Origin of the sequence: Pseudomonas sp. Sample_9 (genome assembly GCF_004307535.1) — a bacterium.
Classification (GTDB): Bacteria; Pseudomonadota; Gammaproteobacteria; order Pseudomonadales; family Pseudomonadaceae; genus Aquipseudomonas; species Aquipseudomonas mercuritolerans.
Map to the genome: position 1 here is coordinate 1 of NZ_RAZO01000393.1, position 14,413 is coordinate 14,413.

Genomic DNA, 14,413 nt, shown 5'->3' on the forward strand with positions numbered 1-14,413 from the left:
GCGCCTGCATGCAGACTAAAGAGGCTAGACCCCTGTGGCATTGACGATTCTTGGCCTGTCCGGCGCCCTTAGCCATGATCCTTCCGCAGCGTTGTACATCGACGGCAAGCTGGTCGCGGCGGCTGAGGAAGAGCGCTTCGTACGCGATAAACATGCAAAGAACCGCATGCCCTACGAATCGGCGAAATTCTGCCTCGAGCAAGCCGGCATCAAGCCGTCCGACGTTGACGTGGTAGCGATTCCATTCGCTCCGATCAGCCTGTTCGGCAAGGCCCGCTGGCACTACGCCAAGCGCTACTGGTACGCCCCGGATCGTGCTCTCGATGCGATCCTGATGGGCAACCGTCGCTACAAGCGCTATCGCAACAAGATCGTCTGGTGCCTCGAGCAACTGGGCTTCGATCCGAAGAAAATCAAGATCGAGCCGGTCGAGCATCACCTGGCTCACGCCTCCAGCGCTTATCACTGCTCCGGTTTCAAAGAGAAAACCGCGATCCTCGGCATCGACGGTAAAGGCGAATACGCCACGACGTTCTTCGGTTATGGCGAAAACGGCAAGATCCACAAGATCAAGGAATTCTTCGATCCGGACTCCCTCGGCGGTCTGTACGGTGCGATCACCGAGTTCCTCGGTTTCGAGATGCTCGACGGCGAGTTCAAGGTCATGGGCATGGCGCCGTACGGCGATGCCAGCAAATACGATTTCTCCCGTCTGGCCTCGTTCGAAAATGGCGAGCTGGTGATCAATACCGACTACGCCAACGTCATCGGCCTGCGTCGTTATAAAGAAAAGGGCAAAGGCTTCTACTTCTCGCCGAAGCTGATCGAGTGGCTGGGTCCGAAGCGCGAAGGCGACATCGCTGATGAACCATACATTCACTACGCCGCGAGTATGCAAGCGCTGTTCGAGAAGCTGGCGTTGCAGATGATCGACCACTATCTGGGCGACGTCCTCAAGGAAACCGGCAAGCTGGCTTTCGCTGGTGGCTGTGCGTTGAACGTCAAGCTCAACCAGAAAATCATCGCGCGCGACGACATCAAAGAGCTGTTCGTGCAGCCTGCGTCCGGCGATGCCGGCACCGCAGTCGGCGCTGCCGCTTACGTGTCGCATGCCCGTGGCGTACCGGTCGAGAAGATGGAACACGTCTACCTCGGCCCGTCCTATAGCAACGAAGACGTGATTGCTGCGTGTGCCCGCCACGAGAACAAGCCGACCTGGCGCAAGCTTGACAACATGCCGGAGCAGATCGCCCAGATCATGGTCGATGGCAATCCGGTCGCCTGGTTTCAGGGGCGCATGGAGTTCGGTCCGCGTGCACTGGGTGGCCGTTCGATCATCGGTTGCCCGAGCGTGGCCGGTGTCGCCGACCGCATCAACCACCAGATCAAGTTCCGCGAGCGCTGGAGGCCTTTCTGCCCGTCGATGCTCGACACCGTCGCGCCGCAGATGATCAAGATCGATCACCCGGCGCCGTTCATGACCTTCACCTTCGAAGTCGCCGAAGAATGGAAAACCCGCGTGCCGGAAGTCGTCCATGAAGACGGTACTTCCCGGGCCCAAGTGCTCAAGCGTGAGTACAATCCGCGCTACTACGACATGATGAAGGCGCTGGAAAACCTCACCGGTAACGGCGTGTCGCTGAACACTTCGCTCAACCGCCGTGGCGAGCCGATGATCTGCTCGCCGACCGACGCGCTGAACATGTTTTTCGGCTCGGATCTGCAGTACCTGATCATGGAAGACATCCTGGTGGTGAAAGAGGGCGCGAACGCTTATGACTCGTTCGGCTGAACGCCATGTGCTGCAGTTCTGTCACGGCTATGACGGGCCGTTCCTGGACTGCGCACGGCAGTACGCCAGCCTGTTTGCCGGCACCGGCTATCGGGTGACCACGGTGTTTCTGACCGGGGCGGCCGATAGCGAGGTGGCCGCAGCGTGTGCTTCCGATGAAGTGTTGTTCATGGAGTACAGCTCCAAGGCCATCCGTGGCCTGAAACTGGGTGCTATCGGCGATTTGCGCAAGATCGTCGCCTCACGCAATTTCAGTCTTTGCATCGCCCATCGCTTCAAACCGATCTACATCGCCTTGCTCGGCACCTCGCTGCCGGTCATTGGCGTGCACCACGCATTCGGCGATTACCAGCGCGGCACGCGCAAGTTGTTCGCGCATATTTTCCGCAAGCGCCTGAGCCTGCTCGGGGTGTCGGATGCGGTGCGTGACGACATGCGTCACTGCCTGCCGAAGTGGCCGACGAGCCGAATCCAGACGCTGTACAACCGCATCGATGTGCCTGCACTGCAAGCCCGTCAAATCCCGGCTGAAGAAGCGCGTCAGATCCTCGGGCTGTCGCCGGATGCCTGGATTGTCGGCAACGTCGGCCGCCTGCACCCGGACAAGGATCAGGCCACGTTGCTGCGCGGGTTTGCCCAAGCGCTGCCAGGCCTGCCGGCCAACAGTCAGTTGGTCATTCTCGGCAGCGGTCGCCTGGAACCGGATCTCAAGGCGCTGGCCCGTGAGCTGGGGATTGCCGACCGAGTGCTGTTTCTCGGTCAGGTGCCTGAAGCTCGCAACTACTTTCGCGCCTTCGATGTGTTTGCCCTGAGCTCCGATCACGAACCGTTCGGCATGGTGTTGCTGGAGGCCATGGCTGCCGGCGTGCCGTTGCTGGCCACCGCCTGCGGCGGGGCGAAGGAAGTGGTGGAGGGTGTGGGCATTCTGTTTCCGCTGGGCGATGCCGAACATCTGGCTCAAGGGCTGCAACACCTGGCCGCGATGGATGAGCCGCAGCGTCGTCAATGTGCGCAGATGATGCTCGAGCGACTGCATGAGCGTTTCTCCGACCGTGCAGTGCGCGAGACCTTCTGGCGCCTGCCGCCAGTTACCGATCTGGCAACGAGGGGCTGATGCTCAACCGATTTCAAGGCTGGCGCGAACGTGGCTGGTCGCCCGTTGACGCCTCGACCTATGCCACTGCCTGGCAGCGTTATGGCGGCAGTGTCGCAACGCATCCGCTGGTCATCGAGCGCTTGGCGGACCTGGCCGGGATCCCGGTGCGTTATCTGGCCTGGCAGCAGCAAGGCGACATCAAAGCCTCCATCGCTACCTGGGGTCGCGATCTGGCGCTGTCCAAGGACGCGCTCAAGCGCCATGGCAAGAAAGGCCTGTTCGACCTCGGCAATGCCGAGCTGATCCTGCCGGGTGCCGTTGATGCCCAGGCACCGCTGCGTCATCGGGCGCGCTATCTGTCGGCACTCAACGAAGGCCGTTTCAGTGGCCTGAAGTTGCAGGCAGAACAGCTTGCCATGGCCCGCACCCCGGAAGAATTGTCGAAAAAGTTCCGCTACAACCAGCGTCGCGAATTGCGCCTGCTGGAAGAAGCGGGCGGTGTGGTGCGAGCGGTCAGCGAGTTCTCCAGCGTCGAGCTGGCCGCGATGTATTGCGATCTGTTCCAGCGCCGCTGGGGTTTTCCGGCCACCGGCGCGGCGCGCATGGCCGAGGTCATCGATTTGCTGCGCGAGCTGTTGATCGGCTCGGTCATTTTCCTCAACGATGCGCCGATTGCGATTCAACTGGTCTACCGCGTCGAGGCGCCGGAATGGATCAGTGTCGAATATGTGAATGGCGGCGTTGATCCCGAGACCCGTGAGTTCAGCCCCGGCAGCGTGCTGAGCTTTCTCAATACGCAAAGCGCCTGGGAACATGCACGGGCACTCGGCAAGCCGCTGCGTTTTTCATTCGGTCGCGCTGATCGTGAATACAAGGACCGCTGGTGCAACCCTGTGCCGGTGTTCACCGTATGAGCCAGACCATGAGCCGCAAACAGCAATTGCTCAAGCGCCATCGACGCAACAAGCGCGTGGCTGTGTTGGTCGCGCTGGCCGCCATCATCGCACTGAGCGTACTGGTTGCCTGGTGGCTGGCCCCGGTGTTGCTGATTGGCGGCTGGATCGCTCATGAGGCGTGGTTTGCCGATCATCTGTTCTATGCCCCGAGCGACGATTATCAGTACAGCTTCCCGCCCTATACCCCGCAACCGAAGGTTCATCTGCACGGCGAGCAGTTGCGTCTGGATGAAGGTGTGATGCTGGCCGACGACGCGACGCTGATCCTGGCGCTGCGGGTCAAAGGCACCTGGCTGGGACGCTTCTTCGATCCTCGGGTCGAGTTGTCGGGCGGCGCCAATCCTGACGTGCAAACCTTTGAGCGCGGTGTCCGTGGCCTGCGCTACCTGAACCTCAGCGGGCAGGCGCAAGCGTTGTCCGAAGGCGTGTTGCGCCTGCGCGGTCGTTTCTGTCGAGTGTCGGGCGAGCCGGTGCTGTGGGCGCTGGAGCACGCTGATTACCGTCGACAGCGGGTCATGGTCATTGCCCCTCACGCGGATGATGCGGAGCTGGCGGCGTTCGGTTTGTACAGTCAGGCCGAAGAGGCCTGGATCGTCACCCTGACCGCTGGCGAAATCGAGGCCGAACATTACCAACAGATGGGCATGAGCAAGGTCGACGCCGCGCGGCTCAAGGGACGTTTGCGCGCCTGGGACAGTCTCACGGTTCCGCAGTGGGCCGGTGTCGCCCAAGAGCGTTGCGTGCAGTTCGGGTATTTCTGCCTGCAACTGGCCGCGATGCGTGACAAGCCGGAGCAACCGGTGGGCTCGCGCGAAGCGGATTTGAGCGATACCCGCCTGTTCCGTCAATTCAATCCATTTGTGCTCCCGGGTGACGCCGACGGCGCGCCGACCTGGAACAATCTGCTGGCCGATCTGCGCGAAACCATGCTGCGCGCGCGTCCAGAGGTCATCGTGCTGCCGCACCCGGCGCTCGACCCGCATCCTGACCACATCTGCGCGCAGCAGGCTGTGCTTGAAGTGTTGAAAGGTCTGGACTGGCAGCCGACGCTGCTCGGTTATGCCAACCACCTGCACGATAACGATCGGTGGCCGATGGGTAACAGTGGTGATGGCGTGGCGCTGCCGCCGGCCTTTGATGCTGGCGTGCCGGTGCAGCCTGTATGCCTGGCGTTGTCGGTGGCGCAGCAGCGTGACAAGGCCATGGCCCTGGGGATGATGCATGACCTGCAGCCGCCCGCGCCGTTCAAGCGCCGCTTGCGTCGTGGCTTGCAGCGATTGCTGGCAGGGCGCTCCGGTTCGCCTTATGGCGAGAACGAATTTTTCCGCAAGGCGGTTCGGCGACATGAACTGTTCTGGCGTTTGTAACGACACAGGCGCCCGCGCAAGACCTTCTTGCGGGCGGGCATGTTCAGGTTTGCTCGGGTTGCTGTTGCGGCAAGGAAGACAATGAAAGTTCTATTTCTGGTGCAGAAAGATCAACGGGCCATACTCGATCGTTTGTACGAGGGTGTTGCAGCCCATTGCGATTGCGATTTGCGCTGGTTGAGTGGTGACGAGCAGCGCAATCTGCGTCGATATTTCCGCCGCGAAGTCGACGTTTCGCGCTATGACCGCATCGTGTTTTTCTTGCGCTTCAAGCAGGAGATCCGTCAAGTCGGGTTTATCCGCACCATCCCCAATCTGGTGATTCTGGAGCACGACGCCTATCAGAATTACATCCCCTGCAAATACACTGGCAAGTTCAGCGCGCACTACCGCCGCTTGCCGTGGGCACGCGTGATCAGTTCCGGTTTCGTGGTTGCCGAGCGTCTGCGCTCGGAGGGCTTCGACGCCGTGTTCGTGCCCAAGGGCTACGATCAGACGCAATTGCAAGACCTGGGGCGCGAGCGGGATATCGAACTTGCCTTCGTCGGCAGTACCAACAGTGTGGCCTACAGCGGTCGCAAGGCACTGCTGGATGAATTGGGTCAGGTCGAGCCCCTGCTGGTAACGCGGACCAAGTCCGGGGCTGAATACCTGGAAACGCTCAACCGTATCCGCTTTTTTGTCAGCGCGGACGTGGGCATGGGCGAGTTCATGATCAAGAACTTCGAAGCCATGGCTTGCGGCTGCGTCCTGCTGGCCTATGATCAAGGCGCCGCCGAAGGCGCGGCGCTGGGTTTGCAGGACATGCACAACGTGGTGTTCTATCAGACGATCACGCAGTTGCAGGAAAAACTGGCCAGGCTGCGCGAAGATCCGCAACTGGCGCAGCGCATCGCTGACAACGGTCGTGAGCTGGCGGTACGTCAGTTCAGTTTTGCGCGGATCGGTCAGCGCATCGTTGAAGAGCTTGAGCCACCGCTGCGTGATCGGGCGCCGCTGAGTCTGCTGGAAAAAATCCGCCTGAAACTGGGCATTTGACAAGTGTCATATAGCCAGTGATATTGCTGGCGACTTCTGATTAACGAGATTTCGGTGCAATTTTCCAAAGAAAGCCAGATTACATTGGTGGTTACCAGCTGCGGTCGACTCGATCTGCTCAAGACCACTCTCGACAGCTTCGACCGATACAACACGGCACCCATTCGTGAAGTGTTCATCACCGAAGATGCCGGCGACGAAGGCGTTGCCGGGATTCTGCCTGCGCACTGGAAAGAGCATTGCACGATCTTCGTCAATCGTCCGAAGCTGGGCCAGTTGGCATCGATCGACCTGGCCTACGGGCAGGTCACTACGCCTTATATCTTCCATTGCGAAGACGACTGGGAGTTCTACCGTCCGGGGTTCGTGGAAGACTCCATGACTATTCTGGAGGCCCGGCCGGAAATTCTGCAGATCTGGTTGCGCAGCTATAATCACGATCTGCGTGTTCACAGCCCTTATATCCATTTGGGCGCGCGCGAGATTGTCGATGGCGTTGCGTGTTATCCGCTGATTTCCGACAAGCCGGAGTGGCAGGGGTTCTCGCTGAACCCGGGGTTGCGCCGACTCGAGGACTATCGGTTGTGTGCACCTTTCGCCGGGCACGGTGGCGAAAAGGCCTTGTCACAGCGCTACTCGCAATTGAACAGGGACGCCTTGATCCTCGAGGCAGACGCGGTCATGCACACCGGTTTCGGCCTGCATGTGCAAACGGATGTCGAGCGTGAACGCAAAGCGCGCCGCAATCGCCGCGAACAGATCAAGTTCGCCCTGTTTCTATTGCTGGGAGTCTGCATTGGCTGGTTCATCAACTGAGTTCGAGTACGCCGCAGCTTGTCCCCGCAAATCCATGCAACGGCTTTCTGCCCGATGAATATCCTGAATATCATGTGGGCCGGTGGTGCTCCGTTCGCATCAATCCATAAAGTGCACCAGCAAATATTGTCTCAGGCCTCGCCTTCGGCGGAGGTCAAGACCTGGCTGCTCCAGGGGCAGGGAACCGAGTGCGGCGTGGACGTCGGCGAGGTACGGGAGTGGCAATTATCGTCGGCCCGCCTCAAAGGCCGGCATTTCTGGCGCTTCGCCAGACCCTTGATGCGGGCGAGGTTTCGCCAGGCGCTAGTGGACAGCGACGCTCGATTGCTGCTGCTGGACGGCATGGGGGTGGCACGCACGTTATTGCCGGTCCTCAAGAGTCTGCCAGACATCCGCGTCGTGGTGATTTTCCATGGCTCGGCACGTCTGAATGCCGGCGATCAGGCACTTTTTCAGGCATTGCCGGCGTCCCGGCTGACATTGGTTGCTGTCTCCAGCACCCTTGCCGATTCGCTGGCTCATGATCTGCAGATGCCTGTCACTCCGTTGCGAAGTGCGTTCGATCCGGAGGCATTTCGCGCTGAGCTGTTCACCCGCGAGCAAGCCCGGGCACGGTTGGGATTGCCGCAAGGCGATACGCCGGTATTGGGCGCGGTGGGGCGGCTGGTCTCCGAAAAGGGTTTCGGCTATCTGCTTGATGCCTTTGCTGCAGCACTCGACACCCGCCCGGACTTGCGCCTGGTCATTATTGGTGAGGGCTCCAAACGTACGGCCCTGGAGCAGCGCATCGAAGCGCTTGGCTTGCATGGGAAGGTCTTGCTGACCGGGCATCTGAACGAAGCAGCGCAGCTTTATCGTGCATTCGACTGGGTTGCCATACCTTCGTTGGAAGAGGGCTTGGGGCTGGTCATGCAGGAGGCGGTGATGGCCGGCGTACCGGTGCTGTGCAGCGATCTGGAAGTGTTCAGCGAACAGCTGGGCAGCGCTGGCTGGTATGCCCCGGTCAATGACACGCAAGCATGGTCCGAGGCCATTGACCGAGCCTTCAGTGCCTCATCTCGGGCGATCAATGCCGAGCAATACCGGATGCTTGCGCCGGACGAGGCCTGGTCGAGCTTCAGCCAGGCTGCCCGCGCATTGTTTTCATGACGACAACACTGCGCGCTCCAGTGCTTGCATCGGAAAGCTGTCGTTCAGCTTCTCGCGCGCAATATAGCGGGCGAAATGTTGCAGGTTGCGTCTGATCAAGCGTTCGGGCAACGGTCCACGGGTAAAGCGCATGTCGGCGACATCGATCAGGCCCATGCGGTTGTCTGGTGTGACGACGATATTGCCAAGATGCAGGGAGCGGAAATAGATGCCCGAGCGGTGCAGGCTGCGTATCAGGGCGGCCAGATCCGGCAATGCCTGCTTCCAGTCGAACCCTTGCTCGCTGGCGATCTGCCGCAGCGTTTGCCCTGGCAGAGGCTGATACAGCACGGCGGTCATGCCGGGTTTCTCGAGGCGGAAGAACTGGAGAATCTGCAACGTCGGTACGCCGAGCTTTTGCAGTTCGACGGCATTGTCGATGAATCGCTTCGAATAGGGGCGAAACAAAGCGGATGAAAAAAACCGTTTGCGACGGAACAGTTTAAGAATTTTTCCATCCTGCAGCAGGTAGACTTTCGGCCCGTAGCTGTCCGCTTCCAGCACTTTGGCAGCGTCGATCATTTGGTCTAGAGCGGCTTGTGAAAGCCGGGAGCATCGCATCGTAGGAAGCCTTGTCGAAAGTGCGGGGTGTTGTAGCGGGCAATGATGCCGAAAAGTTTCGATTTTAACCATGCCGCGTCGCATGGGCGAACCCTTGTCAGGAGCAGATTGATGCAGGAAACACGCTGGGCGCAACTATGGATGGCGACAGGGCTCTTGTGGTTTCTACTGGCCATTGCCGTAGCGCCCACCAACAAGGTCTACCAACAAGGGCTGGTCGCTCTCGTCTGGTTGCCGGCGCTGTTGCTGTGTTGGCCGGCGCGCCATCGCGTCATTGCAGTGCTCCATGAGCAACGCTGGATCTACCTGCCAATGCTCGGTCTGCTGATCTGGTCGCTGATCAGTCTGGCATGGACAAACGCACCTGAGCCCGGCCGCGAAGCCAAGCGCCTGTTGTACATCGTGGTGTTTCTGCTGTTTTTTCCGGTGTTTGCCAATGGGCGTCCCGAGCGATTGATCCGCATCATGCAGTGGGGCGGGCTGGGGCTGGCAGTGACTGCGCTGGTGGCTATCGTCAAGTTCTACGGCATAGAAGGCAACGTCTGGTCCGCCCGGGTGGAAGGGCTGGGTGAGCTGGCGCATCCGATCCTTGGTGGCTATGTGATCGGTGTGGCGGCTGTGTGGCTGGCATTGTGGGCGCCCCGCGGTGTGATATGGCAAGTGATCTATGCGTTGGCGCTGGCGGTGCTGGGCACATTTGTGCTGATGAGTCAGAGTCGTGGTGCGGGATTGGCATTGTTTCTCACCATCCTGGCCATGCCGATGTGGTGCCGTGACCGCCACAGTCGCATCGTCGCGGCCGTAGCTCTGGTGGTGGCCATGCTGGCGCTGTGGTTTTTCGAACCATTGGTTCTGGCGCGCGGGGTCTCGTATCGTCCGCAGATTCTGATGGCCTCTCTGGATATGATCGCCAAACATCCCTGGGGTGGGTTGGGCCTGGGTGGGGACTATCGGGTTTTCTGGTCGGGCATGACTTTCGACCACGCCCACAATCTGTTTACCCACGTCGCAATCGTGCTGGGTCTGCCGGGACTGCTGTTATGGGCTGCCGTCTGGTTCGGCGTGATTCTCCAGGCTTGGAAAGTTCGCGAGACCCTTTATGCCCGTGGGGTTATCGGTATCTGGCTGTTCTCGACACTGGCGATGCAGTTCGACGCTGCCAGCCTGACCGGCACCCCTCGTGCCGAATGGTTCATCAGCTGGCTGCCGTTGGGGCTTGCCAGCGTTTTGGTATGGGCGCGGGCCAATGGCGGCGCTTGTGATAAAATTTCGCGTTCTTCTTAACCAGTGAGCTCTACGATGACTGACGCACCGCCCAAAGCGGAACAGGAATCCAGCCTGAAAATCTACTTTCGGCTGTTGGGGTACGTAAAACCCTATATCGGTCTTTTCCTGCTGAGTATCGTGGGCTTCGTGATCTTTGCTTCCACGCAACCGATGCTGGCCGGGATTCTCAAGTATTTCGTCGATGGCCTGAGCAACCCTGAAGCGGTGCTCTTCCCCAATGTGCCCTATCTGCGAGACGTGCAGCTGTTGATGGCTGTGCCGTTGCTGATCATCCTGATCGCCGCGTGGCAAGGCCTCGGCTCGTTTCTCGGCAACTATTACCTGGCGAGGGTTTCGTTGGGGCTGGTGCATGACCTGCGTATCGAACTGTTCAACAAGCTGTTGGTACTGCCCAATCGCTATTTCGATACCCATAACTCGGGTCATCTGATCTCGCGCATCACCTTCAACGTGACCATGGTCACCGGTGCCGCCACAGATGCCATCAAAGTGGTGATCCGCGAAGGCCTGACCGTGGTTTTCCTGTTCGCCTATCTGCTCTGGATGAACTGGAAGCTGACCCTGGTGATGCTGGCCATTCTGCCCGTGATCGCGTTCATGGTCGGCAACACCAGCAAGAAATTCCGCAAGCAGAGCAAGAAGATTCAAGTGGCCATGGGCGATGTCACTCACGTCGCTTCCGAAACCATTCAAGGCTATCGCGTCGTGCGCAGTTTTGGTGGCGAGGCTTATGAGCAGCAGCGTTTTGCGGCGGCCAGTCAGAGCAACACCGACAAACAGTTGCGCATGACCAAGACTGGCGCCGTGTATACGCCGATGCTGCAGCTGGTGATCTACACCGCCATGGCCGTGCTGATGTTCCTGGTGTTGTTCCTGCGCGGTGATGCAACGGCCGGTGATCTGGTCGCGTACATCACGGCAGCAGGTTTGCTGCCGAAGCCGATCCGGCAATTGTCCGAAGTCAGCTCGACCATTCAGAAAGGCGTGGCCGGTGCTGAAAGCATTTTCGAGCAACTCGACGTTGAACCGGAAATCGATACCGGCACGATCGAGCGTGATCGGGTCAGTGGCCACCTGGCGGTGAACAGCCTCAGCTTCACTTACCCGGGCACCGAACGGGAAGTGCTGAAAAACATCAGCTTCACCGCGTCACCAGGTCAGATGATCGCACTGGTCGGGCGTTCCGGCAGCGGCAAATCGACGCTGGCCAGTCTCATTCCGCGCTTCTATCACCACGAGAGCGGCGAAATTCTGCTCGATGATGTCGAGATCGAAGATTATCGCCTGCGCAATCTGCGTCGCCATGTGGCGCAAGTGACCCAGCACGTGACGCTGTTCAACGACACCATCGCCAACAACATCGCTTACGGCGATCTTGCAGGCGCGCCTCGCGAAGATATCGAGAAAGCCGCCAGGGATGCATTTGCCATGGACTTCATCGCGCAAATGCCCCAGGGCCTCGATACCCAGGTCGGCGAGAACGGTGTGCTGTTGTCTGGTGGACAGCGTCAGCGTCTGGCGATCGCCCGGGCGCTGTTGAAAAATGCCCCGCTGCTGATCCTCGACGAGGCGACTTCGGCCCTTGATACCGAGTCCGAGCGGCACATTCAGGCAGCACTCGACCATGTCATGAAAGGCCGCACCACGCTGGTGATTGCCCACCGTTTGTCGACCATCGAGAAGGCCGATCTGATCCTCGTCATGGATCAGGGCGAGATCGTCGAACGCGGCACTCATGCCCAATTGCTTGCTCACAATGGCTATTACGCGCGGCTGCATGCGATGGGGCTGGATGCTCCGGCCGAAGACATTGCCTGATCTGCAGATGAGGGTGGGCCAGCCTCACCCTCGTGTATTCCCGGTGCGCGCGATCCTGTTAATATCGCGCCCCTGTTCATTTTGTATGTGGGTTGCTCCATGAAATTGTCGATGCCGCGATTCGATCAAGCCCCTGTCTTGGTGGTCGGCGATGTCATGCTCGACCGTTACTGGCATGGCGGAACCTCACGGATTTCCCCTGAGGCGCCGGTGCCGGTGGTCAAGGTCGAGCAGATCGAAGATCGCCCGGGCGGTGCCGCCAACGTGGCGCTGAACATTGCCGCGCTGGGCGCACCGGCATCGCTGGTGGGCGTGACCGGCGATGACGAAGCCGCCGACAGCCTGAGCAACAGTCTCAAGGGTGCGGGCGTACGAGCCCTGTTTCAGCGCATCGCCCATCAACCGACCATCGTCAAACTGCGGGTCATGAGCCGGCACCAGCAATTGCTGCGTATCGATTTCGAAGAAGTGTTCGCCACTGATGCGCTGGCATTGACCGCGCAGGTCGACGAGCTGCTGGAAGGCATCAAAGTGCTGGTGCTGTCGGATTACGGTAAAGGCGCGCTGAAGAATCATCAGACGCTGATCCAGGCCGCCCGTGCCAAGGGCATTCCGGTGCTGGCCGATCCGAAGGGCAAGGATTTTTCGATCTACCGCGGCGCCAGCCTGATAACGCCGAACCTCAGCGAGTTCGAAACCATCGTCGGTGGTTGCGCCGACGAGCACGAGCTGGTGAGCAAAGGCGCCGTGCTGATGCAGGAACTCGACCTCGGCGCACTGCTGGTGACCCGCGGCGAACACGGCATGACCTTGTTGCGCCCGGATCATCCGGCGTTGCACCTGCCGGCCCGCGCCCGCGAAGTGTTCGACGTGACCGGTGCCGGCGATACGGTGATTTCGACATTGGCGTCAGCCATTGCCGCTGGCGAAGAACTGCCGCACGCCGTGGCGCTGGCCAATCTGGCAGCAGGCATCGTCGTCGGCAAGCTCGGTACAGCAGCGATCAGCGCCCCGGAGCTGCGCCGCGCCATTCAGCGCGAAGAAGGTTCGGAGCGAGGTGTGCTGGGTCTTGAGCAACTGCTGCTGGCGGTTGACGATGCCCGTGCGCACAACGAGCGGATTGTCTTCACCAATGGCTGCTTCGACATCCTCCATGCCGGCCACGTGACCTATCTGGAACAGGCCCGCGCTCAAGGCGATCGTCTGATCGTCGCGGTCAACGATGACGCCTCGGTCAGCCGCCTGAAAGGCCCGGGCCGGCCGATCAACAGCGTTGATCGACGCATGGCGGTACTCGCCGGTCTCGGCGCGGTGGACTGGGTGATCAGCTTTTCTGAAGGCACGCCGGAAAACCTGCTGCGCGAGGTTAAACCGGATGTGTTGGTCAAGGGCGGCGATTACGGCATCGATCAGGTAGTCGGCGCCGATATCGTTACCGCTTACGGCGGCACCGTGAAAGTTTTGGGTCTGGTGGAAAACAGCTCGACGACAGCGATCGTAGAAAAGATCCGCGGCCGATAAGATCAAAAGATCGCAGCCTGCGGCAGCTCCTACAGGGAAATACATTCCAATGCAGGAGTTGTCGAAGGCTGCGATCTTTTTGCTTTTCAGGAATTCACTTTCTTGCGCGGTACGATTTTCTTCAGCAGCTGCCTGGCCTTGCCGCGCAGGCGTGCCAGTCCAGTGGCCTTCTCCGCTGGCGTCAGGCCCTGTTGGCGCAACCAGTCCTTCCAGCGAATCCGCTCATCGCGCACCAGCCAGCCATCCTGTCGGGCAAAGCTTTCAGCCAGATACAGACCGCGCGTACTCGCCGGATACAGTTGATCCTTTTTCAGCGTATACAACTCGGGCAGCGGCTGACCGTCGTGCAATGGCATCAAGTACAGGTCAGGCCGTTTGCGATCGAGCCGCGCCACCAGTTGATCGCCTTCCAGACGCTCGTCGACATGAAACAGGCTCAGGGATTTCGCCTCTTTGGGTACGTCCAGGCGCAGGTCATAGATCAATTGCAATGACGCCGTCGGCAAATGCACGTAGGCCCGTGGCCGCTCCAGCAATTGCAGGTTGGCGCAGCGCACCGGCCGTGCCGAACCGGACAGCGGTGTCAGGCGAAACGGCAGCGCTTCGCGGTAATGCAGCGCGGCGGAGTAGGGCGCCGGCAACCAGGTGTCGTTGAAACGCCCGCCGAGCCAGCCTTCCGGTGTTTCCAGCAGGCACTCTTCGGCAATTTCCTGAATCGCCGTGTGCAGCGGAATATTCAATTCGTGGGCCGGCACGTAGCCGGAAATCAGCTTCAGTACCACGTCGCCGCGATCCTGCCGACGCTGACGCACCAGCACCCAATAGTCGCGATTCTGCCAGTGCAGGGTCAGGCGCACGGACACGCCGAGGTTGGCCAGTTCCAGGGCAAAGCGTTCGCTGTCGGCGACACTGACCGGCTTGCGCCGTTGCAGGGTCTGGGCGAAGTTCAGCGGCATGCCGACGCTCTGATAGC

12 protein-coding genes are annotated in these 14,413 nt (G+C 60.1%); 10 read left to right on the forward strand and 2 right to left on the reverse strand.

The window, feature by feature from the left end; all coding sequences use genetic code 11:
• Positions 1–34 precede the first annotated feature (34 nt).
• From D6877_RS22725 to D6877_RS22755, 7 genes are all read left to right on the forward strand, one after another.
• On the forward strand, positions 35–1,792 hold the full coding sequence (locus D6877_RS22725) for a carbamoyltransferase (RefSeq protein ID WP_130912190.1): 1,758 nt from the start codon (positions 35–37) through the stop codon (positions 1,790–1,792).
• Positions 1,776–2,906, forward strand: coding sequence for a glycosyltransferase (locus D6877_RS22730; protein WP_130912191.1), 1,131 nt, complete (start codon positions 1,776–1,778; stop codon positions 2,904–2,906). Before D6877_RS22725 ends, D6877_RS22730 begins: the two co-directional genes overlap by 17 nt.
• Positions 2,906–3,802, forward strand: a complete 897-nt coding sequence (locus D6877_RS22735) for an antimicrobial resistance protein Mig-14 (protein ID WP_130912192.1) — start codon at positions 2,906–2,908, stop codon at positions 3,800–3,802. Before D6877_RS22730 ends, D6877_RS22735 begins: the two co-directional genes overlap by 1 nt.
• 8 nt (positions 3,803–3,810) lie before the next feature.
• Positions 3,811–5,211: a PIG-L family deacetylase gene (locus D6877_RS22740; protein WP_130912200.1), complete on the forward strand. Its 1,401-nt coding sequence runs from the start codon at positions 3,811–3,813 to the stop codon at positions 5,209–5,211.
• Between the two features lie 81 nt (positions 5,212–5,292).
• Complete coding sequence (locus D6877_RS22745; RefSeq protein WP_130912193.1) at positions 5,293–6,249, forward strand: glycosyltransferase; 957 nt, start codon at positions 5,293–5,295, stop codon at positions 6,247–6,249.
• 54 nt (positions 6,250–6,303) lie between these two features.
• Positions 6,304–7,065 (forward strand): glycosyltransferase family 2 protein, encoded by a 762-nt coding sequence (locus tag D6877_RS22750; RefSeq protein ID WP_130912194.1) that lies wholly within the window; start codon positions 6,304–6,306, stop codon positions 7,063–7,065.
• A 54-nt stretch (positions 7,066–7,119) separates the two neighbouring features.
• Positions 7,120–8,214, forward strand: a complete 1,095-nt coding sequence (locus tag D6877_RS22755) for a glycosyltransferase (protein ID WP_130912195.1) — start codon at positions 7,120–7,122, stop codon at positions 8,212–8,214.
• Here D6877_RS22755 and D6877_RS22760 read toward each other — a convergent pair.
• Positions 8,209–8,814, reverse strand: a complete 606-nt coding sequence (locus D6877_RS22760) for a toluene tolerance protein (RefSeq protein WP_130912201.1) — start codon at positions 8,812–8,814, stop codon at positions 8,209–8,211. The genes D6877_RS22755 and D6877_RS22760 overlap by 6 nt on opposite strands.
• A 111-nt stretch (positions 8,815–8,925) precedes the next feature.
• Here D6877_RS22760 and D6877_RS22765 point away from each other — a divergent pair, with 111 nt between their 5' ends.
• The 3 genes from D6877_RS22765 (at position 8,926) to hldE (ending at position 13,440) form a co-directional block, all read left to right on the forward strand.
• On the forward strand, positions 8,926–10,098 hold the full coding sequence (locus tag D6877_RS22765) for an O-antigen ligase family protein (RefSeq protein WP_130912196.1): 1,173 nt from the start codon (positions 8,926–8,928) through the stop codon (positions 10,096–10,098).
• 15 nt (positions 10,099–10,113) lie between these two features.
• A complete protein-coding gene (msbA, locus tag D6877_RS22770; protein ID WP_130912197.1) occupies positions 10,114–11,919 on the forward strand; it encodes a lipid A export permease/ATP-binding protein MsbA in 1,806 nt (601 codons plus the stop codon).
• A gap of 99 nt (positions 11,920–12,018) precedes the next feature.
• Positions 12,019–13,440: a bifunctional D-glycero-beta-D-manno-heptose-7-phosphate kinase/D-glycero-beta-D-manno-heptose 1-phosphate adenylyltransferase HldE gene (gene hldE / locus D6877_RS22775; protein WP_130912198.1), complete on the forward strand. Its 1,422-nt coding sequence runs from the start codon at positions 12,019–12,021 to the stop codon at positions 13,438–13,440.
• 86 nt (positions 13,441–13,526) lie between these two features.
• Here hldE and D6877_RS22780 read toward each other — a convergent pair.
• A partial coding sequence (locus D6877_RS22780) for a metal ABC transporter ATPase (protein WP_130912199.1) occupies positions 13,527–14,413 on the reverse strand: 887 nt, incomplete at its 5' end.